Source organism: Gilliamella sp. wkB178, assembly GCF_001690705.1.
In the GTDB taxonomy this organism is placed as follows: domain Bacteria; phylum Pseudomonadota; class Gammaproteobacteria; order Enterobacterales; family Orbaceae; genus Gilliamella; species Gilliamella apicola_K.
Window position 1 is genome coordinate 223,608 of sequence record NZ_LZGK01000011.1, and the last position, 26,764, is coordinate 250,371.

Annotated in this window: 24 protein-coding genes and 1 riboswitch; of the genes, 14 read left to right on the top strand and 10 right to left on the bottom strand. The window is 39.1% G+C overall.

What is annotated here, in order from left to right; translation table 11 throughout:
- Window positions 1-46: 46 nt before the first annotated feature.
- From hpt to tamB, 3 genes are read left to right on the top strand one after another with little or no spacing between them, the layout of a single operon-like run.
- Window positions 47-580, top strand: a complete 534-nt coding sequence (gene hpt / locus A9G13_RS02600; RefSeq protein ID WP_065556060.1) for a hypoxanthine phosphoribosyltransferase — start codon at window positions 47-49, stop codon at window positions 578-580.
- A 21-nt stretch (window positions 581-601) separates the two neighbouring features.
- A complete protein-coding gene (gene tamA / locus A9G13_RS02605) occupies window positions 602-2,326 on the top strand; it encodes an autotransporter assembly complex protein TamA (protein WP_442902786.1) in 1,725 nt (574 codons plus the stop codon).
- A 1-nt stretch (window position 2,327) separates the two neighbouring features.
- Window positions 2,328-6,146, top strand: coding sequence for an autotransporter assembly complex protein TamB (tamB, locus tag A9G13_RS02610; protein WP_065556062.1), 3,819 nt, complete (start codon window positions 2,328-2,330; stop codon window positions 6,144-6,146).
- A gap of 56 nt (window positions 6,147-6,202) precedes the next feature.
- On the opposite strand, the gene mnmD is transcribed toward tamB, so the two are convergent.
- Window positions 6,203-6,913 carry a tRNA (5-methylaminomethyl-2-thiouridine)(34)-methyltransferase MnmD gene (gene mnmD, locus A9G13_RS02615; RefSeq protein ID WP_065556063.1) on the bottom strand — a complete coding sequence of 237 codons (711 nt, stop codon included), beginning with the start codon at window positions 6,911-6,913 and terminating at the stop codon, window positions 6,203-6,205.
- Window positions 6,914-7,002: 89 nt separating this feature from the next.
- Between mnmD and A9G13_RS02620 the strand changes: the two genes are divergently transcribed.
- From A9G13_RS02620 to A9G13_RS02645, 6 genes are all read left to right on the top strand, one after another.
- The gene (locus tag A9G13_RS02620) at window positions 7,003-7,734 is read left to right on the top strand and encodes a 1-acylglycerol-3-phosphate O-acyltransferase (RefSeq protein WP_065556064.1); all 732 of its coding nucleotides are present in this window, start codon (window positions 7,003-7,005) and stop codon (window positions 7,732-7,734) included.
- A 3-nt stretch (window positions 7,735-7,737) separates the two neighbouring features.
- On the top strand, window positions 7,738-8,511 hold the full coding sequence (locus tag A9G13_RS02625; RefSeq protein WP_065556065.1) for a methyltransferase domain-containing protein: 774 nt from the start codon (window positions 7,738-7,740) through the stop codon (window positions 8,509-8,511).
- A 104-nt stretch (window positions 8,512-8,615) separates the two neighbouring features.
- A complete protein-coding gene (rfaD, locus tag A9G13_RS02630) occupies window positions 8,616-9,542 on the top strand; it encodes an ADP-glyceromanno-heptose 6-epimerase (RefSeq protein WP_065556066.1) in 927 nt (308 codons plus the stop codon).
- Between the two features lie 11 nt (window positions 9,543-9,553).
- Window positions 9,554-10,600, top strand: coding sequence for an ADP-heptose--LPS heptosyltransferase RfaF (rfaF, locus tag A9G13_RS02635; RefSeq protein WP_065556067.1), 1,047 nt, complete (start codon window positions 9,554-9,556; stop codon window positions 10,598-10,600).
- 2 nt (window positions 10,601-10,602) lie between these two features.
- A complete protein-coding gene (rfaC, locus tag A9G13_RS02640; protein ID WP_065556068.1) occupies window positions 10,603-11,565 on the top strand; it encodes a lipopolysaccharide heptosyltransferase RfaC in 963 nt (320 codons plus the stop codon).
- A gap of 46 nt (window positions 11,566-11,611) precedes the next feature.
- The gene (locus A9G13_RS02645; protein ID WP_065556069.1) at window positions 11,612-11,812 is read left to right on the top strand and encodes a YaeP family protein; all 201 of its coding nucleotides are present in this window, start codon (window positions 11,612-11,614) and stop codon (window positions 11,810-11,812) included.
- Here the strand turns inward: A9G13_RS02645 and A9G13_RS02650 are convergent.
- The 3 genes from A9G13_RS02650 to trmA all read right to left on the bottom strand — a co-directional run bounded on the left by A9G13_RS02650 (window position 11,805) and on the right by trmA (window position 15,346).
- Window positions 11,805-13,214: a heavy metal sensor histidine kinase gene (locus A9G13_RS02650; RefSeq protein ID WP_065556070.1), complete on the bottom strand. Its 1,410-nt coding sequence runs from the start codon at window positions 13,212-13,214 to the stop codon at window positions 11,805-11,807. The genes A9G13_RS02645 and A9G13_RS02650 overlap by 8 nt on opposite strands.
- Entirely contained in the window at window positions 13,201-13,887 is a 687-nt protein-coding gene (locus A9G13_RS02655) for a heavy metal response regulator transcription factor (RefSeq protein ID WP_065556071.1), read from the bottom strand. Before A9G13_RS02655 ends, A9G13_RS02650 begins: the two co-directional genes overlap by 14 nt.
- A 361-nt stretch (window positions 13,888-14,248) precedes the next feature.
- Window positions 14,249-15,346 (bottom strand): tRNA (uridine(54)-C5)-methyltransferase TrmA, encoded by a 1,098-nt coding sequence (trmA, locus tag A9G13_RS02660; protein WP_065556072.1) that lies wholly within the window; start codon window positions 15,344-15,346, stop codon window positions 14,249-14,251.
- 343 nt (window positions 15,347-15,689) lie between these two features.
- Between trmA and srmB the strand changes: the two genes are divergently transcribed.
- From srmB to A9G13_RS02675, 3 genes are all read left to right on the top strand, one after another.
- A complete protein-coding gene (gene srmB, locus A9G13_RS02665) occupies window positions 15,690-17,000 on the top strand; it encodes an ATP-dependent RNA helicase SrmB (RefSeq protein WP_065556073.1) in 1,311 nt (436 codons plus the stop codon).
- A gap of 126 nt (window positions 17,001-17,126) precedes the next feature.
- The gene (locus tag A9G13_RS02670; protein WP_065556074.1) at window positions 17,127-17,729 is read left to right on the top strand and encodes a peroxiredoxin C; all 603 of its coding nucleotides are present in this window, start codon (window positions 17,127-17,129) and stop codon (window positions 17,727-17,729) included.
- 228 nt (window positions 17,730-17,957) lie between these two features.
- Entirely contained in the window at window positions 17,958-18,272 is a 315-nt protein-coding gene (locus A9G13_RS02675) for a DMT family transporter (protein WP_065556075.1), read from the top strand.
- A 43-nt stretch (window positions 18,273-18,315) separates the two neighbouring features.
- Here A9G13_RS02675 and A9G13_RS02680 read toward each other — a convergent pair whose 3' ends face one another.
- Both A9G13_RS02680 and A9G13_RS02685 read right to left on the bottom strand, forming a co-directional pair.
- Window positions 18,316-18,630 carry a DMT family transporter gene (locus tag A9G13_RS02680; RefSeq protein ID WP_065556076.1) on the bottom strand — a complete coding sequence of 105 codons (315 nt, stop codon included), beginning with the start codon at window positions 18,628-18,630 and terminating at the stop codon, window positions 18,316-18,318.
- Between the two features lie 35 nt (window positions 18,631-18,665).
- Window positions 18,666-18,989: a DMT family transporter gene (locus tag A9G13_RS02685; protein ID WP_218059128.1), complete on the bottom strand. Its 324-nt coding sequence runs from the start codon at window positions 18,987-18,989 to the stop codon at window positions 18,666-18,668.
- 312 nt (window positions 18,990-19,301) lie between these two features.
- Here A9G13_RS02685 and A9G13_RS02690 point away from each other — a divergent pair, with 312 nt between their 5' ends.
- Window positions 19,302-19,973 carry a TetR/AcrR family transcriptional regulator gene (locus A9G13_RS02690; RefSeq protein WP_065556077.1) on the top strand — a complete coding sequence of 224 codons (672 nt, stop codon included), beginning with the start codon at window positions 19,302-19,304 and terminating at the stop codon, window positions 19,971-19,973.
- A gap of 45 nt (window positions 19,974-20,018) precedes the next feature.
- Here the strand turns inward: A9G13_RS02690 and A9G13_RS02695 are convergent, their stop codons facing one another.
- From A9G13_RS02695 to A9G13_RS02710, 4 genes are all read right to left on the bottom strand, one after another.
- Window positions 20,019-22,253, bottom strand: coding sequence for a TonB-dependent siderophore receptor (locus tag A9G13_RS02695; RefSeq protein ID WP_065556078.1), 2,235 nt, complete (start codon window positions 22,251-22,253; stop codon window positions 20,019-20,021).
- A gap of 143 nt (window positions 22,254-22,396) precedes the next feature.
- Entirely contained in the window at window positions 22,397-23,353 is a 957-nt protein-coding gene (locus A9G13_RS02700; RefSeq protein WP_081301134.1) for an alpha/beta hydrolase, read from the bottom strand.
- A 101-nt stretch (window positions 23,354-23,454) separates the two neighbouring features.
- Window positions 23,455-24,099, bottom strand: coding sequence for a 3,4-dihydroxy-2-butanone-4-phosphate synthase (gene ribB / locus A9G13_RS02705; protein WP_065556079.1), 645 nt, complete (start codon window positions 24,097-24,099; stop codon window positions 23,455-23,457).
- Window positions 24,100-24,352: 253 nt separating this feature from the next.
- A riboswitch (FMN riboswitch) is annotated at window positions 24,353-24,504 on the bottom strand.
- Window positions 24,505-24,729: 225 nt separating this feature from the next.
- Window positions 24,730-25,998 (bottom strand): hypothetical protein, encoded by a 1,269-nt coding sequence (locus A9G13_RS02710; RefSeq protein ID WP_065556080.1) that lies wholly within the window; start codon window positions 25,996-25,998, stop codon window positions 24,730-24,732.
- Window positions 25,999-26,057: 59 nt separating this feature from the next.
- Between A9G13_RS02710 and A9G13_RS11255 the strand changes: the two genes are divergently transcribed.
- Window positions 26,058-26,183, top strand: coding sequence for a hypothetical protein (locus A9G13_RS11255; RefSeq protein WP_255307335.1), 126 nt, complete (start codon window positions 26,058-26,060; stop codon window positions 26,181-26,183).
- The last annotated feature ends 581 nt before the right edge of the window (window positions 26,184-26,764 follow it).

Sequence of the window (26,764 nt, forward strand, 5' to 3'; positions counted from 1 at the left end):
TGCTAAAATCTAGTTTAATTTTAAAAAGTTAATTTGAGCATAGTTAATGAAAAAACATACCTTAGCAACAATGATATCAGCGGACGATATCCAAAAACGCGTTAATGAACTGGGTCAACAAATTAGTCAAGATTATCAACACAGTCAAAATGAGCTTATTTTAGTCGGATTATTACGAGGTTCATTTATTTTTATGGCCGACTTAAGCCGGGCCATCAGCGTTGGTCATGAAGTTGATTTTATGACTGCCTCCAGTTATGGCAATGCGGTGGTTAGTAATCGTGATGTAAAAATTCTAAAAGACTTAGACGAAGATATTCGTGATAAAGATGTCCTAATCGTTGAAGACATTATTGATACTGGCAATACCCTGAGTAAAGTGATGGCCATTTTAAAATTACGCCACCCACGCAGTATCGAAATTTGCACATTATTGGATAAACCATCTCGACGCGAAGTTTCAGTACCAGTAAAATATATTGGCTTTTCAATTCCGGATGAATTTGTGGTTGGTTATGGCATCGATTATGCACAACATTACCGCCATTTGCCTTATATAGGGAAAGTTAACCTACTTTAATCTTAATATTAACTATCTGGGGTGTATGTGTCACGATTTTCTTGTTCATTGTGTTTACTTCTAGTCCTGACTACAGCATCGAGTTATGCTGATATGTCGTTATCAATAAAAGGGCTATCCGGTGAACTAGCTGAAAATGTTAATGCCAGAATTTCGCTGATCACCCCTAACCGCATCAACAATTCACCCAATTTTAAGCGTTATTTTGAAAGCGAAGCCCAAAAAGCCATGCGGGCTTTAGGTTATTACTCCCCTACTTTCGAATATGACGAAAAAGATCCTAAAGTCTTAGTTGTTACCATATCGCCAGGCCAACCTATAACCATTGAGCAATTAAATGTTAATATTGAAGGTGAAGGACAAAATGACAAAGATTTCAAAGCATTATTAAAAAATTCCTTACCTAAAATTGGTGATATTTTAAATCATGGCATTTATGAGTCTTTCAAAAAGAGTCTACAAAATCTAGCTTTAGAAAAAGGTTATTTTGATGCTAACATGCCTACCCACCAACTAGCTGTTTCTAATTCTGAACATCAAGCTTATTGGAATATTGATTACAATACCGGGCAACGTTATAAATTTGGTGCAGTGAATTTTCACGATGTCAAAATTCGTAAAGACTACTTGGCCAATATTGTGCCTTTCAAAGAAGGGGAAGAATATACCGCAGAACAATTATCATTGTTTAATCGCCGCCTTTCATCCACTAACTGGTTTAATTCCGTTGTAGTTGCTCCCGATTTTGCCAACGTCACCAATAATAAAGAGTTACCTATAGATGTGGCGACTTCACCGCGCAAAAAAAATAGTATGGATTTAGGTTTAGGTTACTCTACCGATAATGGCGTGCATGGCAAAATTGGTTGGAGTAGGCCGTGGATTAATAGCCGAGGTCAAAGTTTTCAAAGTAATCTATCGCTATCTTCTCCAGAACAAACGATCACCATGGCTTATAAAATCCCATTGAAAAGATCGCCACTAGAACATTATTACACCGTCCAAGGTGGCTATAAAAAGATTGATAATAATGACACCTATTCGCGTTCCTACACTTTCGGAGTGTTACGTAATTGGGATAAATTTGAAGGCTGGCAAAGCGCATTAGGCTTAAGTATGATCCGCGATAACTTTACCCAAGGTGATGCCAGTTATAAGACTATGCTTTTATACCCTTCAATAAGTCTGTCACGGATCCGTACTGATGGTAAATTATTTGCCATGTGGGGGGATTCACAACGTTATTCAATTGAAGTAGCTGGCGACTCAGTTGGTTCCGACATTAATCTGGTACGGTTTCAAACTCAGCAAAGTTGGATTCGCTCAATTAAACAATCGCATCGTTTTATTGCACGGGGTAACTTCGGCATAATTCAAGCCAGTAATTTCGATCGGGTACCCCCTTCCTTTAGATTCTTTGCCGGTGGTGATCGCAGTATTCGTGGTTTTAAATATCAATCAATTTCGCCAGAAGATAAAAAAGGCAAATTAAAAGGTGCGTCTAAACTCATCACCGGATCATTAGAATATCAATATAACGTTACTGGTGATTGGTGGGGGGCGCTATTTGTTGACAGTGGTGAAGCGATTGATAAAGTTGATAAAGCAAAATTTTATACCGGTTCTGGCTTTGGGGTGCGCTGGGCATCACCTATTGGTCCGGTAAAAGTAGATTTAGCCACCCCAGTCAATAGAAAAGATACTGGCTCTATTCACTTATATATAGGTTTAGGAACTGAGTTATAATATGACTAATAATCCAATTAGAACCAAGAAAATTAAAAAATTGAAACGCATCCGCAAATGGAAGAAGCGTAGCGTAGTAATTTTGTCGATTTTTGTATTTCTAATTGCCTTTATCTGCATCACAATTTACACCAGTGTTGGGGTAAAACTCACTACCTTAGCCTTAAATAAATGGCTTCCGGAACTCAAAATCGCTCAAGTCGATGGCACCTTTCATGATTTACATATTAAAGGATTTTCACTGGAGTTACCTGGAGTTAACGTCCAAATCGACGAGGCCTCCTTTGCTCTTTCCGGGTTATGTCTATTAAAAACCACCATTTGTGTTCAACATTTCGAAGCTGATGGCGTAAAAGTTACGGTGAATACCGACCAATTAAGCACATCTACAGAAGAAGAAAAAGAAGAAGGACCGCAATCTGAGCAACGCTTTGTTATCAACATGCCATTACCAATAAAACTTGCCGAAACCCACCTTACCAAAGTACAAGTTAATGTTGATGATATGCAATTTGGCATGTCAGATTTTACTGGTAAAGCCAACTGGGTAAAAGAAAAACTCTACGTGTACCCTTCTGTAGCTATAGGTTTAAATGCTATTTTTAAGGATCCTGCGCCAAGTAAACCAGTAACAGAAAACTCGGAAAATGATATCCCACTCAACCAGAAAATTAATCAATTATTCAATCAACCATTAATTGATTCATTACCTCAGGTTAGTATTCCATTAGATATTAATGTCACCTCGTTAACCGGCGATGATTGGTGGTTACACATCGGTGGTCAAGATCTGCGTTTCAACCAAGTAACCATTAAAACTAATATGGTAAATAACCATATTGTAGTCAACCAAGTAGATACAGTAGCCAAAACCCCTTATGCTAACGGCCATGCGTCAGTTTCTGGGGAAATTACTTTAGGTGACGACTGGCCAATATTTGCCTTAGTAAACGTCATAACCGAACACAACCAACTGGATGGCCAATTTTCGGGTAAATTGTTAGGCGAATTATACACCAACTCTAAACTAACAGGCTTAAATGACATCCAAATTGATGGTCATATTAATTTTATCGAAAAATACCTGCCAGTGATGGTTAATCTTAACGGTAAACATCTGCAATGGCCAATCGAAGGGCAATCTCAATACCAACTTGATAACTTTAATTTAAATCTTGATGGCAGTGTACAACAGTATAAATTAAACAGCCAAGGTCATTTTAATGGTGACAATTTACCTGCCACTGTTTTTGATGTATTAGCTAATGGTACCAATCAAGGTGCCGCCTTTGATCATGCCAAAATTCAATTACCACAAGGTGATATCAACCTTTCCGGGGATGTAAATTGGCAAACCGCTTTACAATGGAATGCTAATGTTAAACTCAATAATGTCGATATTAGCCAAGAACTACCAAGTTACCCTATCAAATTAGCTGGTCAACTACAAACTAGTGGCACAGTAGCCGACAACAATTGGCAATTAAATTTAGCTCAAGTAAACCTAAAAGGTAGTATCAAAAAAGCTGATTTTGCTACTAATGGTGATTTGAGTGTCGATGACAATAGCAATATTAGTGCTAATAACTTTACTGTCAATTGGGGGAAGAATTTAATTAACTTAAATGGGACTACCAATAAAGGTAATTTAAATGCCAAACTTAATTTAGCTTCATTGTCGTTACTAGTTGACGATATGCAAGGTAATATTAACGGCAACATTAAAATGACTGGTGCAGTTGACGACCCTATTATTGATACTAATATTATGGTTAACAACCTAAGTTTGCCAGACATATCGGTAGCTAAAGCTAATCTTACCGGCAAAGTACAATACCAAAAACAAGTGCGTGGTCAACTCAACTTGACCGGACAAAATATTGAATTACCAAGCTTATCAATTAAAAAAAGCGAGCTGCAACTGTCCGGCAATGAAAATCAGCATACTTTAACTTTGAATATCGATGGTATACCGGCATCATTAACCACAGCATTAACCGGGCATATTGATAAACAACATACCCAATGGACCGGCAATATTACTCGGGCATTGGTGAAATTTAATGATAAAAATCATTGGCAACTAAACAAATCAGTAGGCCTTAGTTACGATATTAACCAACAGGTACCAACAATTGCGGCTCATTGTTGGCTAAATGCTAATTCAAGCATATGCTTAGATAAAGAATTAAAAGTAGCGGCTAACACAGCTACTAGCGTGACTTTAAAAGACATCGATCTAAGTAAATTACCGATCCCCAACGATGGTGAAACCAAACTAAGTGGTTACGTCAATGGCAAAGTAAATATTCAATTTAATGAAGGCAGTAACATTCCTACGATTAAGGCCAATATCAGTAGTAATAAAGTTTATATTCAACAAATGGTGACTAACCAAGCGTTACCGATCCCCTTCAATCTATTTAACATTGAGGCCGAATTTAACCAACAACAGGCCAAATTAAATTGGCGCTTTGGCTTAAATGAACTGGGCAAAATATCCGGTAATTTAGCCATTGACGATCCAATGCAACAAAAAAAATTAAGTGGCCAATTAGTTATTGATAAACTGGCTTTAGCCATTATTAATCCATTATTAGATCGCAATGACTATGCTAAAGGGGCAATTAATGGCACGGTTAAATTTTCGGGAACCTTAATGGATCCTTATTTAACAGGTGGTATCGATCTAAGGCATAGCGAAATTAAAACCAGTCAACTGCCAATAGATCTTAAATCAGCGGTGATTGATATTAATTTTAATGGTAAGTCTTCAACCTTAAAAGGCATCTTAACCACCCAATCGGGTAACATTAATATTAATGGTCAAGCAAGTTGGCATACACTTGATAAATGGCAGGCCTCATTAGCGGTCAAGGGTGCGGCAATGGAAGTAAATGTACCGCCAATGGTGGTCATGACCGTAGTCCCCGACATTACCATTAAAGCCAGTCAAGACGAATTAACCTTATCCGGTAAAGTTGATATTCCTAAAGGTAAAATAACCGTGGAATCCTTACCGCCATCAAGTGTTGATGTGTCACCAGATGAGGTAATGCTAGATAAACAATCTAAGGCTAATTCAGCACCAAAATTAGGCATGAAAATTAATAGCCATCTTGAAATTAATATTGGCGATCAGGTCAACGTGGATGCATTTGGTTTGAAGGCATCATTAACTGGTCATTTAATTGTATTGCAAGATAATAAAGGTTTAGGTGTACATGGGCAAATACTCATCCCGACTGGGCGATTCCAAGCGTATGGTCAAGATCTAATTATTCGTAAAGGTGAGCTAGAATTTGCCGGACCAACCGACCAAGTTCGGCTCAGCATCGAAGCTATTCGTAATCCGGAATCGATGGATAATAATAACATTACTGCCGGGATTCGCGTTACCGGCACATCTGATAGTCCAAAGGTTGAAATTTTTTCCGATCCGGCCATGTCACAACAAGAGGCTTTATCCTACTTAATTCGTGGGCAAGGGCTTGATAGTTCCGAACAAAGCGATAATGACATGATGACCGCCCTATTAGTCGGCATCGGTACTGCTAAAACCGGTAAATATATTGGTGATATTGGTAATATCTTCGGTATTAAAAATCTAACGCTAGACACCCAAGGTGCTGGCGATAGTTCCAAAGTTGTAGTGAGTGGTTATATTTTACCGAATTTGCAGCTTAAATATGGCGTAGGGATTTTTGATTCACTAGCCGTATTTACGCTACGTTACCGGTTGATGCCTAGCCTATACTTAGAAGCCACCTCTGGCCTTGCTCAAGCTGTAGATCTTATCTATCAATTTGAATTTAATTAGATGTAAAAATCAGATCTATTAATAACTGTGCCGTTAATCTTAGCGGCACGGTTAAATCAAGGTTTATAACCAATAAGCATTTCGCGTTTAACGCCAAAGCCTTGGCGTTTACTCACCACAAAGCCGGCATTGATTAAATTGCGGCGCACAAAACCTGCTGCGGTAAAAGTAGCAAAGCTCCCTTGGCTTGCCGTTAACTGAAAACATGCTTTAAATAACGATTCCGACCACATATCCGGGTTTTTAGCCGGTGAAAAACCATCAAAAAACCACGCATCCACCAACAGTTGCTGTTGCGCCAAAAAATCGGGAAAATCGCTGACATCACCATTAAACACCGCCAAACTAACCTCTTTTAGTTGCCAACTTGATTGATTGAAATTAGTTTGTAACTGTTTAGCTAAAGAGCTTAACGACAGGTTATTTGGTATAATTGTAGAGTGGATCTTAATCATCTCAGGCTTAGATAATGGATATTTTTCAACACTAAAAAATTGGAGTTGCTTGAGTATATGTTCAGGATATTGTTGCCTAAATTGCAAAAAAGTTTGCCATAACAACAAAAAACTAAGCCCGGAACCAAAACCAGTTTCGCCAACAATAAACTGGTCACTTTGGTGTTGAATAAAACGTTGGTATAAATTATTACCCTCAATAAACACATAGTTGGTTTCGGCAATGGCACCGTCAGTATTAAAATACACATCATTAAAATAACTCGACATAGGATTCTGGTTTTCATCCCAGAAAATGGTAGGTGTTTGCATAAAAATCCTTTAAACAACCATCTTTGATGGAACTGTATATTAACTAAGTTTCCGTATATAATACGCCAGATTAATTGATGAGGTAAATTATGGTTTTTCTATTTCGCTTAGTTAGCGTTTTAATATTAGGGATTATTATTTGTTGTTTAGGCATAATATTTTGCTTATTTAATCCCCGCAACCCTAAAAATGTTGCCCGTTTTGCACATCTATTTAGTTTCTTTTTTGCCCCAATATTAGGTGTCAAAGTTGATACCCGTAAATATCCAAATATCGAAAATCTGGGTAGTTGCGTGTTTATTGCTAATCACCAAAATAATTATGACATGGTGGTCGCCGCCGAAATTGTTCAACCTAAAACCGTTACGGTTGGCAAAAAAAGCCTGGCTTGGATCCCGTTTTTTGGCCAACTCTATTACTTAACCGGTAACATCTTGCTTGATCGTAATAATAAAGCCAAAGCCCACGATACCATTAATCAAGTCGTCAATGAAATTAAACGCCGAGGTATTTCAATTTGGATGTTCCCGGAAGGTACTCGTAGCCGTGGCCGTGGATTACTCCCTTTCAAAACCGGTGCTTTTAAAGCCGCCATTGCCGCGGGTGTACCAATTGTGCCTATTTGCGTGTCAGACACTAACAATATCAAATTAAATCGTTTACATAACGGCCATATGATTGTCGAAATGCTCACCCCTATTGAGACTAAAAGCCTGCACAAAGAAGATGCTCGTGCGTTAATGGAACAGTGTTATCAGCAAATGGCTGCAAAAATCCAACAAATCAATGCCGAAGTACAGCAACTAAATCAACAATCGTAATTCATGCAGAACCAAGATCGCAATTTTGATGATATTAGCCATAAGTTTGCGCAAAATATTTATGGCACTACTAAAGGTCAAATTCGTGCAGCCATTGTCTGGCAACAGCTAGAAAATATTTTAGCGACTTATCCAAAGCAACAACCGTTAACCATTTTAGATGCTGGTGGTGGTCAAGGCCAAATTGCTTGTAAATTAGCTAAATTGGGGCACCACGTCACATTGTGTGACATTTCGCAACAAATGTTAAAACTGGCGCAAGATCAGGCGCAAAAACAACAAGTTTCTATTGAGTTTATTCATGGTGCTATTCAGCAACTGGATAGTGTTATCAATAAACAATTTGATTTGGTCATTTGCCATGCGGTACTTGAGTGGGTTGCCGAACCTGTCGCTTTACTACAGTCACTAAAACACCACCTAAAACCCAATGGTTATTTGTCACTGATGTTCTATAACTACGATGCCTTATTATTTAAAACCGTTACTTTAGGTAATTTTGGTTACACCCAATCTGGTTTAGCTAAACGTAAGAAGAAGACCCTTTCTCCTGATCATCCCCGCGTACCTAAAGAGGTTTATGCTTGGTTAACCGACCTTGATTTTAAAATCACTAACCTAACTGGTATTCGCATTTTTCATGATTACCTAATCAATAAAAGCAAAGCGCAAACCAACTTTGAACAATTACTGCAACTTGAACAGCAATATTGCCAGAGTGAACCTTACCTCAGCTTAGCTAGATACATATTAGTTACCGCTAAAAATATAAATTAGCTAACTAATCACCATTTTGCCGCAAATTGTAAATCATCACTCGAAAAATTACGCATAAATCGGTATGATAAGCACATAAATTTTATCAGTAAAGGAAAGTAATTATGATCGTTGTAACAGGTGGTGCCGGATTTATTGGCAGTAACATTGTTAAAGGTTTAAATGATCTTGGGCATACCAATATCTTAGTGGTTGATGATTTAACCGATGGTACCAAATTCGCTAACTTAGTCGATTTAGATATTGCCGATTATATGGATAAAGACGAGTTTATTGCCGCCATTATTGCCAACGATGATCTGGATATTGAGGTTATTTTTCACCAAGGTGCCTGCTCAGCAACCACCGAATGGGATGGCAAGTACATGATGGAGAACAACTATGATTATTCCAAAGATTTACTCCATTATTGCTTAGATTTTAACATTCCATTTATATATGCTTCTTCCGCTGCCACATATGGCGGTCGTAGTGATAATTTTATTGAAGATCGCGCCTATGAAAAACCATTAAATGTGTACGGCTATTCTAAATTCCTCTTTGATCAATATGTCCGCAGCATATTACCGCAAGCCGAATCGCCGGTTTGTGGCTTCCGCTACTTTAATGTGTATGGCCCACGTGAATCCCACAAAGGCAGTATGGCCAGTGTAGCCTTCCATTTAAATCAACAGATTAATAAAGGGGAAAAACCTAAATTATTTGTAGGTAGCGACAACTTCAAACGCGACTTTATTTATGTGGATGATGTGGTTAGTGTTAATTTATGGTTCTGGCAAAATAACATTTCCGGGATTTATAATTGTGGTACCGGGCGCGCAGAATCATTTCAAACCGTAGCCGATGCTGTGCTTAATTATCATCACCAAGGTGAAATTGACTATATCCCATTCCCGGAAAACTTGAAAGGACGCTACCAAAGCTTTACCCAAGCAGATTTAACCAAATTTAGGCAAACTGGTTGCCCGATTGAATTCCAAACCGTTACTGAAGGCACCACTAAATACATGCAATGGCTCAACCAGCAATAAAGGTAACAAAAATGAAAACTCTCATTATTGGTCCTTCATGGGTTGGCGATATGATGATGTCACAAAGTCTATACCGCACCTTAAAACAGCTTAATCCTGAGAATGAAATTGATGTCATGGCTCCCGCTTGGTGCCGAGCACTTTTAAATAAAATGCCTGAAGTTAACCAAGCAATTGCCATGCCTCTTGGTCATGGTGAATTTGCATTAGGTAAACGCCGTCAATTAGGCAAATCATTGCGGGGGGAACATTATGATCAAGCCATCGTGCTACCTAATTCCTTTAAATCTGCTTTGATCCCCTTTTTTGCTGAAATTCCTAAACGCACCGGGTGGCAAGGTGAAATGCGTTATGTATTGCTCAACGACATGCGCAAACTTGATAAAAAGGCGTGGCCATTAATGGTGCAACGTTATGTTGCCCTAGCCTACCCTAAACATGAAGTTCATACAGCAGACGATTTACCGCAACCACTATTATGGCCAAAACTAGAAGTTCAAGCGGATGAAGTTACCGCGGCTTTAACTAGCTTTGAAATTCCACAAGACGCACCATTAATTGGTTTTTGCCCGGGTGCCGAATTTGGACCAGCCAAACGCTGGCCGGACTATCATTATGCGGCACTTGCCGATCTGTTAGTTAGGCAACATGCCAAGATTCTAATCTTTGGTTCAGCTAACGATCGTGAAGTTGGTGACAACATCATCGCTAAAATGACGCATGGTGAAGAATGTATTAATTTAGCCGGTAAAACTCAGCTTGAACAAGCGATTAACTTAATTGCCGCTTGTAAAGCCATTGTTACCAACGACTCAGGTTTAATGCATGTAGCAGCGGCGGTGGATCGACCTTTGGTTGCGCTTTATGGTCCAAGTAGCCCTGAGTTTACCCCGCCATTGTCTAATAAAGCCGAAGTAATACGCTTGATCACTGGTTATCAACGTGTGCGCCACGGTGATGCCGAGCAAGGTTACCATCAAAGTTTGATTGATATTAAACCAGAAGCTGTGTTTGAAACTTTGATGAAATTAATTGTCCGTTGTGAAAAGAGTAATTAAGTATGCGTGTCCTAGTAGTTAAAACCTCGTCCATGGGTGATGTACTGCATACACTACCGGCGTTAACCGATGCCGCTAACTGCCTACCTAATATTACTTTTGATTGGGTAGTCGAAGAAAATTTTGCTCAAATCCCGAGTTGGCATTTTGCTGTCGATAAAGTTATTCCGGTAGCGATCCGCCGCTGGCGCAAAAACTGGTTTGGCAAACAAGTGCGCCAAGAGCGCCAGCAGTTTATCCAACAACTTAGGCAACGTGAATATGCCGCGATTATTGACGCCCAAGGCTTAATTAAAAGTGCTTTCCTCATTACGCGTAAAGCACGTGGTATCAAACATGGACTTGATCGCACCAGCATTAAAGAACCGATTGCTAGCTGGTTTTATGACATTAAGCACTATGTACCTAAACAATTACATGCCATTGAACGCGTGCGCTTATTATTCGCCGCCAGTTTAAACTATAATTGTCCAACCACTATAGGGGATTATGCTATTGCGCGCCATTTTTTATCAGCATTGCCTAGCGATAACCAACAGTACCTAGTATTTTTACATGCCACCACGCGTGATGAAAAACATTGGACTGAAGCTGCTTGGCGCCAATTAATAGCATTAATCGTACCAACTGGTTTAAAAATTAAATTACCTTGGGGAGCACCGCACGAACATGAACGGGCTTTACGCTTGGCACAAGGTTTTGACCATGTAGAAGTGTTACCTAAACTGTCACTTGCTGAGGTAGCAACCATTATTGCGGGCGCCAAGGCTGTGGTTTCGGTGGATACGGGTTTAAGTCATTTAACTGCGGCTTTAGATCGCCCTAACATCACCTTATTTGGTGCAACTGATCCCCAGTTAATTGGTGGTTATGGTAATCATCAATACAGCATGATATCGCCAGAAAGGAGCATGCACAGCATAACTGCTGAGCAAGTTTATCAAAAGTTAACTGACTTACTCTAAATTTAACAGCTACAATTTTTATCTATTATGAAAAGGAATCAACAAAATGAATCAATACTGTGATCTCATCCGCGAAAAATATGCTCAAATTGGTAGTAACGATCTTGGTTATATCGAGGATGCTTTAGGAGCGGTTATGCAGGCACTTGATGCAGTCGCTCGCGATCAACAAGTACCGGAATCATTAAGACATAAAGCGGCTTATGCGGCTGCCAACCTATTAATGAGTGATTTTGACATCAACTAATCGCCGTAGGTAAATTAATCACAAAGCGCGTAGATTGGTCATCCGATTCAACATAAATACTGCCTTTATGAGTTTCAATAATCGATTTAACAATCGCCAAACCAATCCCGGCACCAGAACCACTTTCATGACTATTACGATGTCGGGATTGATCAACCCGATAAAAACGGTCAAATAAATTAGGCAAATGTTTGCTGTCTATCTTAGTACCAGGATTAGAAACAATCACTTTTACGCGTTTGTCGGTTACTTGGCTTAAAGTAATGGTGATAGTTTCATTTTTGGGCGTGTAGCGCACTGCATTGGATAAAATATTAATAAATGCCCGCCCTAACATAATTTTATCACCTTGAATATGGGAACACTGACCTTCAATATTAAAAGTAATATGTTTTTCATCTGTAAGCGGTTCAAAATAATCACACAGATTAGTAATCATTGTCAGTAAATCAATATCAATTAGATTAGGCACTAATTGTCGATTATCTGCTTGGGCTAAAAATAGCATATCCGAGATCATTTGCGACATTTTTTCATATTCTTCTAAATTAGAATATAAAATCTCACGGTATTCTTCAGTAGTTCGAGCATTATTCAACACAATCTGAGTTTGAGTGGTTAAGTTAGTAATCGGGGTACGCATTTCATGAGCAATATCTGCGGTAAAGTCACGTTGGCGCCGAAACATATCTTCCATGCGGTTAAGCATATTATTAAACGCTTTTACTAAACTAAAGTACTTAATCGGAACTGATGACGTAGGAATGCGATGATTAAGGCTTTTTAAATTAATACGCTCAATTTTCTTAATTAAACGATTGATTGGTTTTTGGGTAAAATAAATAGTAATCAATGAGGCAATTAAAGCTAAAACACAAGCTATCGCAATAAGTATTCCTAAACCATAACGTAAGCGACTAATAAACTCAATTTGTAAATCCCGCCCAACAGCAACAATAGTAGTATATTCTTTACCATCGTCCACCTTCATGCGCGAGGCTGCAATACGATAGGATGACTTATCCATACTGAAAATTGCGGTACGGTGATCACTAATAATTTGTTCTAAATCTGCTGGAGTTAAAGCAATAGCAAGGTTAGGGCCACGGGTACGGTAAAGAATTTTGCTGCCATCATCAATAATATAAACAAACAAGTGATGATGACCGGTTAAAATCAACAACAGATTCTGAAAAAATTCATCACGATTATCATCCGGAGAATAATAAGACAGTTCACGTTCAATCGAAGTGATCACCGAATTTAATTCAGTCACATTTTGTTGAATGGAAAATTTTTCAAATGAACGTTCAATTAAGCAACTAAAACAATAAAGTAGCCCACAAGTCAGTAAGCAAATAATCACCGGCAACCGGAAGGAAATAATATTATTCTGTTTCATTTAAAACATCTAACTTATAGCCCATTCCTCGAACCGTATGAATTAATTTTGGTTCAAATCCGGCATCGATTTTGTTGCGTAAGCGCCTAATAGCAACATCAATAACATTGGTATCACTATCAAAATTCATGTCCCACACTTGCGAAGCAATTAACGATCTCGGTAATACTTCACCCGGGTAACGTAAAAAATATTCTAATAATAAAAATTCTTTATTGGTTAAATCAATGCGAGTACCGGAACGAGTAACAGTTCGTTTAGGTAAATCCATAACTAAATCGGCAATGGTTAATTTATAATTATTAACTTGCGGAACATTTCGCCTTAATAGTGATTTAATTCGAGCCAATAACTCCGCAAATGAAAATGGTTTAACTAAATAATCATCGGCGCCAAGGTTAAGCCCTTTCACTTTATCTTCCACTCGGCCCATAGCCGTAAGTAAAATAATTTGCGTATCTTTGCCAGCTTGGCGTAAAGATTCCACAATCTTCCAACCTACAATATCGGGTAACATTACATCGAGGATGATTAAATCATAATCTTCAGTCATTGCTCTATGGTAACCATCCAGACCATTATTAGTCAGATCGACAATAAACCCTGATTCAATAAGACCCTGACGGAGGTACTCACCTGTTTTTTGTTCATCTTCAACAACTAATAACTTCATTTTAACATTTCCTTCGTTGTTTTATCAGGTTATCTATATTGTATACATACCCTGTTAGCATATACGAATTATGCAAATGCTATCATGACATTTTAATGACTATTTTGTAATGATGTTGTCACTAACCAGTTGGTTTTGGTTTGCTATATTAGCCGCGCAATGATTCATGAGGCTAGACAGTATTGTTTCATTGTTTTATTTCCTTTCATCCATTCCTTGCAATTTAATGCAGCCCTAGTTTATCTAGGGTTTTTTTTTGTCAAAACAATGCTAGTGTCAATCTCAATACAATTATCGGTAATCTTTAGTAAAACTTAAGTTATTTTAGCAAAAAAAATTCAATTTTAAATAGGCAAATTAGTTACTGCTTTTGTAAAACCACTCCGGTTTCAATATGTTGAGTATAAGGAAACTGATCAAACAATGCCAAATGTTTAATACTATGCGTTAACGTCAATTGTTGTAGATTCTCCTTTAGAGTTTGTGGATTGCAAGAAATGTACACAATCGTTGGGTAGTGTTTAAGCATATCTATAGTAGCCGCATCCAAACCCCCACGAGGTGGATCGACTAAAACCGTATTACACTGGTAAGTGTCCAGATCGATACCATTTAAACGCTTAAACTCTCGCTCTTTTTTAAGCGCACTGGTAAATTCAGCCGCGGATAACCGGGCAATAATCAAATTATTAATCTTATTCACAGCAATATTATGTTGAGCCGAATAAACCGACGCCTTGGCAATTTCAGTAGCAAGCACTTTACGAAAGTTTTGCGCCAAAGCAATGGAAAAATTGCCATTACCACAATAAAACTCCAGCAAATCACCGCCTAAGCCTTTAGTTACACTAATAGCCCACTGCAACATTTTAATATTCACAGCCGCATTAGGCTGAGTAAAACTATTTTCTACTTGCCGGTAAGTAAAGTTATTACCTAGCACCGGTAACACTTCATCAACATAATCCACATCCACCGGGATTTTTTGATTACTGGCACGACCAACTAAGTTGGCATTAATACCCACATTAGCTAATTGTTGTTTTAAAAGTTGAGCTTGTAACAACCATTCGTCACCTAACTTTTTATGATATAACAGCGTAATTAGTAATTGACCACTCAAAGTGGCAAAATAATCAATTTGGAACAGCAAATGCCGCAACGTGTGGTTGTGTTGTAACAATGGCAAAATAGCCTGCATTGCCTGATTAATAAGCTGAGAGGCAACCGGGAAACTATCAACTCGCACCCGTTTTTTAGTATGTTTATCATACATAATGTGATATAACTCTGCACCATTATGCCAAACCCTGAACTCAGCCCGCATACGGTAATGACTAAGCGGTGAGGTATGCACGGTTAGTTCCGGTAATGCAAACGTCGATAACAGATCTTTAAGGTGAGTGACTTTATTGGTTAATTGCTGATTATAAGCTGCGGTTGAAAAACATTCAGTCATATTAATTGATTACTATATAAAATATACGGTTGATTATTGGCAAGTTGCTTATTGCTAATAGCATCAGCATAAAACTGGTTGTTAAGCTAGATAGCGCCAATAATTAAATAACAAGTTAATGAAATTGGTTAGCCATAATCTTAACATAAACTAGCACTGATAATAAATTTTTATACGCAAACGTAGGGTTCTCAGGAAACATCTTGGCAACAAATAACCAATACCCAAAATCTATAATACAGCAAATGCCCGGTAAGGCTTAATTACTGATTGTAGTTCTATTGTTTGCCGTTATAATGATTCACATTATTAGCGACAGCATATTATTAACGATAAATACTCTATGACCGCACAGACTTTTTCCAACTTAGAATTAGACGACGTTTTAATTCACAACTTACAACAGCAAAATATCAATACCCCAACCGTTATCCAAGCGCAAACCATTCCGGTGGCCTTAGATGGCAAGGATATTCTCGGCTCGGCGCCAACGGGTACTGGCAAAACCTTAGCTTTTTTAATCCCGGCAGTGCAGCATCTATTGGACTTCCCGCGCCGCAAGCCTGGGCCGCCACGCATTTTAGTTTTAACGCCAACTCGGGAACTGGCAATGCAAATTGCCGAACAAGCGAAACTATTAACGGCAACCACCAATTTAAGTATTGCCACAATTACCGGCGGTGTGGCTTACATGAACCATGCTGAAGTGTTCAGCAAAAATCAAGATATCGTCATTGCTACTACCGGCCGCTTACTACAATATATTAAAGAAGAAAATTTTGACTGCCGCGCAGTAGAAATGCTGATTTTAGATGAAGCTGATCGCATGTTGGACATGGGCTTTGCTCAAGATGTAGAAACCATTGCCGCAGAAACCCGTTGGCGCAAACAAACGTTACTGTTTTCAGCCACTTTAGAAGGTGAAGGTTTACACGATTTTGCTAAGCGCATTTTAAATGAACCGGTGGAGATTAATGCCGATCCATCGCGCAAAGAACGTAAAAAAATCTTACAATTTTATTATCGTGCCGATGATTTAACCCATAAACTTGCCCTGCTAGTTCACTTATTAAAACAACCAGAATTGCAAAAAACGATTGTGTTTGTCCGCAAGCGTGAACGCGTGCACGAATTAGTCACTTGGTTACACCAAGCTGGCATTAGTAGCTGCTATTTAGAAGGCGAAATGGTGCAAGCTAAACGCAACGAAGCCATTAAACGCATCAGTAATAATACTGTCAACGTATTGGTGGCTACCGACGTTGCCGCGCGTGGCATTGATATTGATGATGTTACCCATGTGATTAATTTTGATGCGCCAAAAACGGCGGATGTCTACTTACACCGCATTGGTCGCACCGCCCGCGCCGGTAAAAAAGGCACTGCCATTATGCTGGTCGAAGCCCACGATAACGAATTATTGAAAAAAATCGAACGCTACATTCAAGAACCGATTAAATTAAGAACTATCGATGAACTGAGGCCGAAGACTAAAGCGCCAAAACCGGTCACCAAGAAAAAAGTCTCACAAAAAACTAAGCAAAAACAGTCGGATAAAAAGAAAGAACAAACTACCAAGAAAAAGGTCAAACTCCGCCACCGCGACAGTAAAAATAAGGGCAAACCGAAAAGGTTAATAACTACAGCCGAATAATAAACACCCGCCTAATAGTTTAAACTTATAAAATTGATTGTTCATAACAACTTGGACAATCAACTTTAATTGCTATAATGCACAAATAAATTGTTATGCACTTTAAATACCACAAGGAGATAGATTATGACATTGGTAACTCGTAAAGCACCCGATTTTACTTCCGCAGCAGTTTTAGGTAATGGCGAAATTGTAACTAATTTTAATTTAGCTAAACACATCAAAGGTAAATATGCAGTAGTGTTCTTTTGGCCTATGGACTTTACTTTTGTTTGCCCATCAGAAATCATTGCGTTTGATCACCGTTTAGGCGAATTCAAAAAACGTCATGTTGAAGTTATTGGTGTTTCTATGGACTCAGAATATGTTCACAACGCATGGCGCAACACCCCACAAGATAAAGGTGGTATTGGCGAAGTTAAGTTCCCAATCGTTGCCGACGTTAAACACGCAATTATGCAAGCTTATGGCATTGAACATCCGGAAGCTGGTGTAGCATTACGTGCCTCATTCTTTATTGATAAATCAGGCATTGTTCGTCATGAAACCATTAACGATTTACCGATCGGCCGTAATATTGACGAAATGCTACGTATTGTTGATGCCTTCCAATTCCATGAAGAACACGGTGAAGTTTGCCCGGCGCAATGGACTAAAGGTAAACAAGGTATGAAAGACAACCCTAACGGGGTAGCTAGTTATTTAAAACAACATGCTAAAGAACTTTAATCGCTAAATTGATTAATTCTAATTTTATCTAAATCTACTTTTACTATTAAACCGGAGTTAAGTTCCGGTTTTTTTTATTATAAAAATCACCAACCACAACTAATCTAACTAATTACCAACAAAAACAATAACCAAACTGACTTTGCAATAAATACCATTACCAAATAGCTATTTTTTGTTACTATTAGCTTTATTCAAATTAATTAGATTGTTATTTATAGGATCATTATGGCATGGCTCATTCTTATTATTGCCGGACTGTTTGAAACCGGTTGGGCAATTGGCCTCAAATATTCTGACAGTTTCAGCAAAATCACACCATCAATCATTACTATAATTTTAATGATTATCAGCATAGTGCTGTTAAGTATAGCCATGAAGAACCTACCGGTGGGGATTGCCTATTTAGTGTGGACTGCAATTGGTGCGGTCGGTGCGATTATTGGCGGTATAATCTTATTTAATGATAGTTTCAGTCTGGCGCAAGCCATTTGTATGGTGTTGATTATTGGCGGTGTGGTTGGATTAAAATTAGTTTCATAAGGCAATAATCCTTTACTTATACTAACTGAATTAGGCTAATTGACTACATGGTCATATGTAAGCCTACCACCCCAATAATAATAATTGTCAACCCTAATAGCCGTTCAGCATTTTTAGGTTCATTAAACAGTAACATATTGGCTAATACCGCCCCTGAGGTGCCCAAACCTACCCAAACCGGGTAAATAATACTCAATTCAAGGTAGTGTAATGAAAAATAAAACAACAAAAATGAAACAAAAAAACCGCCCCAATACAACACTAAACGGAGCCAATTTTTTTGTTGGGCATATAACTTAAGGCCGACGGCACCAATAACCTCGAATATCGATGCAGTAAAAATTAACAGCCATCCCATAAAATTATCCTTCAACGCCTTATCTAATCAAATACTCAACTATCGGTGCGTTTAAGTTGTACCACGCCAATAATAATTAATGCCACAAAAAAGATTTGTAACATTTTTATGTCTTTACCAAATAGCAACGCATCAATCGCAGTGGCACCAATGGCGCCGACGCCAGAAAATATTGCATACACCGTGCCCGTGGGAATGGTTTTGCAAGCATTAGTCAAAAACGTAAAATCGACCATAATCAAGGCGATGATAATTAGCCACTGCCATAATTCGGTAGCAATACTAAACCCTAAAATCCAACATAATTCAAAAAAGCAGGTCAACACCACAAATGCCCACTCTTTATTCACGCTAAACATAGCTACCCCGTCACCCTTGTTTTTTTTGCTATTTATTGGTCGATTTTGCTGTTATCAGTAACCAGTGGCACCGACAGCAACAGATGGTTCGCAAACTTGCTAGTCTGCCACCTAATGATCTAATAACTTAAATTGATTTCGAATATTTGTTATTATTTATTCACTGTAGAAATAATTCTACAATGAAGAAATACAAATGGCAACCCGCAATTGCGGTTTAATAAAGTTAAGGAACCGGGCTAAAGGTTATCTTTGCACGGCTAATGATAATAGCGATATAATATTAACGCTTTTCCGCGTTTGAGATTAACCATGAAAAATTCAGATAAAATTAAAACCACTGGCCCTAAAGGCTTAGCCTCGCAAGCAATGGTGAATGCTGCCATTGAATTTATGGAAGAGGTCGGGGATTCTAATTTTAGTTTACGCAAATTAGCGAGTAAAATTGCCTGTGATCCAATGTCGCTACAATATCATTTCAAATCCAAAAAAGGCTTGGAACGCGCCATGGCCGAAGAGTTAACCCGCCGCATCACTACCATTAGCGGCTCGGCGCCATGGGATCAGCGCTTGCAACATTTAGCTTATCAATACCGCGAGATCGCCCTTGCCTACCCCAACACCTTTAAATTAATGCAACAATTTTGGAGTACCGGGCTAGCCGACTACATTCGCGCCGAATATGTATGCCAAGCACTCACCGACGCCGGTTGCAATGATAACCAAGTCACCAGTTTTTGTTTAGGTTACTACGCTTGTATAATTGGATTGGCCGCCTCAGAAGCTGGTGGCTTATTGCGCCCGGCCGACGAAACCGACGTCCAAGACATTGAAAAATTACCCGCCCAAGGGTTTGAACTAACCAAAAAATTAGCTCCCGCCTTCCAAGCAGTCGAACCCGGACAAGTTTTTGCCTACACCGTGGATCTATTTATTGCAGGGATCAGAAAGGCATTACCCAAAAACTCACCGCCCGGCAATTAGCAGGGCGGCTTTTGGGGTTTTATTAAAATAATTTAATAAAATTGCTTAGAAAGAAAGATTAGTACTCACAAATAATGTACGTCCAGGTTCATTATAGGTGGCCGCGCCGGCACCTTTAACTGTAATTCTGCCGGTTTTAGGATCTTTTAATGACGATGAATTACCTTCCCTAAATAAACGTTTATTAAATAAATTATCAACACCGGCAGTCAGCGTAAAGTTCTTATTAAATTGATATTGACCACTAAAGTTCAAAATTGCATATGGACTTAATTGGTTGGTTGAACTATCGGTAACCTTCTCACCTAAATAATTATATTTTTTCGGTTTTTGCTTACCATACCAAGTTACTGCAGTGATAAATGATAATTTATCGGTTGTTTGCCAATCAATAGATGAATTTAAAGTATATTTAGGAATGATGGATAAATAATCACCAGTTTTTTTATTTTTTGACTGTAACATCCAAGTTAAATTATTGCGCCAATTAATTGCCGAGGTAACAGGTACGGTTAAACTGCCTTCAAAACCTTCAACTACAGCTTTGGGAACATTTTGCCATTGGAAAATATTTGAATTTTTGAATGTTTTATTACCGCCTATAGCTCGACTAATAGGTGAAGTACCGGAATCAATTTTATCACGATAATCATTACGGAAGTATGTAAGCCCAGCGACCAAGCCTTCATTATCGTGGAACTCTAAACCAATTTCTTTATTAACACTGGTTTCCGCTTTCAAATTGTTATTACCAATTAAATAACAACTACCACCGGCCCCCCAACATCCTTGCCCACGGCTATAAAGTAAATAATTCGGATTAGTTTGGTATAAATTTGGTGACTTATATGCTCGTGCAATACCCAATTTCAAGGTAAAATAATCACCTAATTCTTGGGCTAAATTTACCCCCGGGCTCCAGTTACTCCCGGATTCACTTTGGTGATTGTAACGTAATGCCGGCGTTAACATGGTAGTTTGAGTAAGCTCAATATTATCTTCCACGAAAATACTCCACAGATTTGCCGAGGCATTGACACTACGGTTTTTATCTTTAATCCAAGGAATTGAACCACCTTCGCTAACATCTTGGGTATTTGAAGTTGGATCCTTCATTTTTTGGTGATTATATTCGCCACCAATGGTCATAGTTTGTGGTACTACTAGAGTAAGTGGCAGATTAGTTTCATTATGTACGGTAATATTATCGTATTTAATTGTGGCAAAATGCGCATCTTTAAATCGGCCTTCAGTACCACCGGCTAAACCTTCATTCAATCGACTATTACGTGTTTTTTCAACTTGCACATACGACATAGTATTCACGCCATTATCCCAATAACCGCGGTGTGTAAGTGCATAGTTATCTCTATACATTCTATTAGTTTCGTGGTTATATAAACTACTAACCAAATCATTTGGATTGTTATTTTGAGTATCACCGGCATAAATGTTACCTTGACGACTAGTGCCAGCTTCAAAGTCTAATGACTGCTGGTCAGTAATATTCCAACGTAATAATCCATTTAAATCTTTATTACGAACCCCTTCACGCCCGGCACTAGATGAGGTTGGATTGATTTGATGTTTTTTATTGATGTCCCAATCATCGGCTTCGGTTTTATTGATATTACCGTATAAACGCAAACTCAAACTATCGGTTAAACCACCAGTTAATACAAAATCAGTACGTTTGGTCGAACCCTCTTCGCTATGTGTAGCATGATTGATATAGCTATTAAGTGACCCATGCCATTCATTAGTAGGCTGTTTAGTAATAATATTTACCACCCCACCGGCAGCACCATCACCATAACGCGCTGCTGCCGGGCCACGGATAACATCAATTCGTTCAATAAGATCTACCGGCACCCAGTTAGTGTCGCCACGAGTATCACGTTCACCACGCCAACCATAACGAACTGACATCCGGCTTTTTACCGGTTTGCCATCAACTAAAATAAGCGTATTTTCCGGCCCCATGCCTCGAATATCGATTTGACGGTTATTACCACGTTGCCCACTGGTTGAATTACCGGTTAAATTAACTCCAGGCATAGTCCGAATGATTTCAGAAATATCATTTTTGGGTGGCATTTTACTAATGTCTTTTTGGGTAATAACAGATGAACCTAGTGCTTGTTTAGTTTGTTCTGCAGCAGTAACAACAATAATATCTTCCGGATCAGCTGAGTTATTGGCCATAGTGTCAGCATAAGCAGAATGACAAATAACACTCACTAAAATGGATAGCAAATAAGTTGATTTATGTCTTAACATTCGAACTTTCCTTAATTAAATGATAACCGTAGTAATAATTATTTTCATTATCATTTAACTAAAGCAAATTTCCAAGAAATTTTTTACAACAAATCATAGCTATTTGTAACTAGATTGCTCAATATCTATCAAAATAGCGTTAGCTAATTTAGGTTAGATTGATTACTATCATTAATACTAAAACTACTTTGCAGTGCATCTTGCAGAGCAATAACCGCGGCAGTTTTATGGCTTTGTTGAGGGTAAATAACATAATTTAAGCGTAGATTTTCAATATTGGCATGCTTTAATTTTGAAAATAACTCGGTCGCATAGTCTACCATTTTTCGATGTTGCCGATGTTGTAATAACTGCTTTTGTTTGGCTGGTGGTAAGTTTTTTTCAGCCGCAATCAATGACTGTTCACTACCACCGACTGAAAGCAAAACGTTAACTGGTTGGGTTAATGGTTTGTTGGCATTTTGTTGGATATATTGTGCTAATGGATTAAAAATAAAACCACCACTAAACCACATTGAAGGGCTAGAAATAGCATATGTGTCAAAAATTGCTGGTTTGGTTAACCACGCATACAACGTAAATAATCCACCATAAGAATGTCCAAAAATAGCTTGTTTATGGCGATTAATCACAAAGCGTTTTTCCATTGCCGGCTTAAGCTCTTGGCTAATAAAATGCCAAAAGGCATCGGCACCGCCATAATTTTCAATGAAGTTAACCTGATTATTTGGTAATACTTCAAGCAATAATTTATCCGGTTTGGGCAAATAATCCTGCCCGCGGCGGGTTTGGTCATAATAATCAATTGCTACAATAATACCTTCTTGAATATTACAGCGGTCACAACTTTGACTGGTAACAATATTAACCGCAGTCAAAAAATAACTATCACCATCTAACAAATAAATAATGGGCCAACCATCTTTAGGTGCTGGTTTATTTGGGGCATAAATAGTGACTTTATAATCACCAATATGTTGGGAATGGAAACGTTCAATTTGCGAATTAGGCACAACCACCTTTGTTGAACTTGCTGACTGCGATTGGCAACCGGCAAGCCCCAAAACAATGAGTAAACCAATAAAAATTATCCGCAACATAAAATAGCCCAATCTTCAATAATACTAATTTAGCTAATAGTTAACTAATGTAGTGCTAATGTCAACTTTCGCCGATGAACTCGACGAAAATCAATGATTATTTACCCTACCACTGACTTACGGTAGGCAACAATGTCTTCAATGGTGACTACCGGTAAGTTATGTTGTTTAGCAAATTTAACCACTTCTGGGGCTCTGGCCATAGTGCCATCGTCATTAGTGAGTTCGCACAACACCGCCGCGGGTTTTAAGCCGGCTAAAGTGACTAAATCAACCGAAGCTTCGGTATGGCCACGGCGAGTCAGAACGCCACCTTCCCTGGCTACTAATGGGAACACATGGCCGGGGTGATTTAAATCGCTCGCTTTAGCATTATCGGCAACCGCAGCTTTAATGGTTGTGACTCTATCGGCAGCCGAAACCCCGGTAGTCACACCTTCCGCGGCTTCAATCGAAATAGTAAAGGCGGTGTTATTTTTGCTAGTATTATTGGCCACCATCATGGGTAATTGCAATTGTTGGCAACGGCTTAAAGGCAAACATAAACACACAATGCCACTACCATAACGAATAGTCATTGCCATTTGTGCATCAGTGATTGTTTGTGCCGCCCAGATGATGTCACCTTCGTTTTCGCGATCTTCATCATCTAAGACTAACACCCCTTGACCGGCTTTAATCGAGGCGATAGCTTTTTGGACCCGCTCAATCGGGGTGCCAAATTCCTGTAAATTAAACTGATTCATGGTAAATACCTATCTCTTTATTTTTAAAAAATATTCATTATTTACCTAAATAGTATTAAGGGTGGTGTTACTCAATAATGACGCAGTAAACCAGTGGCTTAATCGGCAATTACACTACCGCCGATAAACCTTATTATGCTCACATTAATGCTGCCCAAGTTAATACTATTTATGTAGCAATAAATTAAATACCAGAATCAGGGCAAGTGCTTGACCATAGTGACTTTGCTTAACAGCAAATTATGAAAAGATAAGCAACTCTCTTTTATCCAGACTATAACTGTCGGCTTTGGAATTTCACCAAATCTGCTAGTCCTTAATATCATCGCCTATAAAAGCTAAAAATATTAAGCGCTCGTGGGCTGTACCACCGGTGGGGACTTGCACCCCGCCCTGAGAATTTTGTCAGTAAACTGACGCCTATCACTATAATACAAAATGCATAAAAAAAACATGGATATTTTTTTGTGGCCGTTGGCGTTGTCGGTCGTTAGCGGTTGTCGCTAAGGCAACTACCGCTCTTTACTCGCCAACTCGGTCGACTCGGGTTGCCCCTGCCGCTGCAACCGTCCTTTGGTTGCTTAAACTTTATTACCCCTTATTAAACACCCGTGACTTAAGGATTAAGGACTAAGGATAGGCGCAAAGCCAGGCTTCTTTGTCGGAGGAGTTAGTGACAACTCTGCCGGAATTCGGGTAGACAAGGTGCTGGCCATATGTATTGTTGTAGTCACTTGTCCAGTAGAGGTACCCGGTGAAGCCGGCAGCGGTATAATTGCTCATGTCGCCCCATTCAGAAAAGAAACCAGCACGAATAACACGACTGAAACGATTCTGACCTGATGATGGTTTGGCGCCTTCTATTTTATCAACACTGCACGTCCAACCATATCTACCACACGTAGCGTTAGTTAAGTCTTTGACCTGGGGCATACGGTAACCGCGTGAAGCATCACACAAGTATCGGTTGTAATAATCCTTTTGATTTCCGCTGTTGACGAACCAATGCTGTAACCCAAAAATATATTTTAATACCTCTCTATTACTACTATCTTTACCTACAATCACGAATGACTGTGGCAAGGTGGTAGTAACTCGATCGTACCTATCCGGACCAGTGAGGGTGACGCGGATGTTATTTGGCTCTGATGGTGTTGGCGTCATGGTAGCAGTAATATTACCGTTAGTGACTGTTGGCCAAGTTAAAGTTGATGCATTAATACCTTCGACCAATAAATCAAAATATAGATTATTGGCCCCAGTTGAGGGAAAGTTATCGGCGGTATAAGTCGCAGGAAATCTAGCGCCAATCGGCCGGGCGTAACAGATTGCAGGCTCTGCTTTAGGACTGATATAATAAATGGCAGTACTACCTGTGAAATTACTACTATTAGGTAGCCCATACTGGGTGGTTAAACTACCAGCTGTACTGGTTAATGCCACTTTATAAGGGGCACCACAAATACTTAATACCGCATTTCGACTCACCGCTTGATTGTCTTTATCGGTAATACTCACAGTTAAATCACCGCTAGCAGTAACACCATTAGCACCCTGGCCATCACCATCATCATCGCCCCAATAATTATAGGGTGCGCCAATTAGAGCGTTTAAGGTGATTGAATCAGTATTGGTAGGCACCAGCATACCAATATCGGTAAAGCGCTGATTGGCTACCCTGAGCACTATGGGGTTAGCTGCGGTCGAAGTATTATCCGGTGTGTAGGTGGTTTGAGTAGTACCGTCGGAGATGGTAATACTTAGTAGAGCTTCCGTAGTGGTAACCTTAGTTACCCCATTATCAAAGGTTAAATACGGCGCACTACCATGGATTACCTGGGCGGTAGTAGCTGACAACGCTTGGGTAGTAGTAGCATAGGGCAATAATAGCCACGGCATTAAAGCTAAACAACGCTTTAAGTTTGAACCGAAACGCGGTTGGCGCTTAATTGGTAATAATGGCGGTAACTGCCGATTGGGCGGTAATGGTGTTAATGATTTTAGCTGCTGATTTGGGTAGTTGGGTTGCCGACGGCACGGGGCTAAATCGGGGACTAAATTATCACTTCGGTGAAATGAGTTAACTACGGTGTATTGAGATAGATTTTGGACGTAAAGCTGCCAGTGCTTGTGTCTTGTGTCTTGTGTCTTCCAGTATAAGGCATGATGAAGATTCCGTCAAGTAATTTTATGTTTTATTTACACTTTTCCCATTCGAGTGCGCAGAAATTAACCTCAGCACCACTCATCGCTAAAAGTATATCGCCTTGATAAAATTTAACTACTATTTTGTTTAGTTTATTTGTAAAGAATAGTAAAGATGAAGGCATTGGCTTTATTTTTAAGCTGGGTTTGGGTCGAGTTTTTATACTCAAACATATACCTCTCAGGAAACATCTTGACAAACATTATTATGCTTTAATTATTTGAATCGGTTAGGTTTCGAGCGTTTTACGATTTGGTGATTATTTAAATTACGGTGCCGACGCTCGAGCAAGGGAATTTTAACGCGAAAATTCCCTTACAACCCAAACGCGGGCCTGCAGATGGTGGTCTGCGACTGCCCTCCGCCTTCGCTTGGTCTTAACGCACCGGTCGTGATTTGTTCCTACAAAGCACTCCCTCGGCAAACCTCCCTGTTTGCCGTGCTAACCGCACTCAGTTG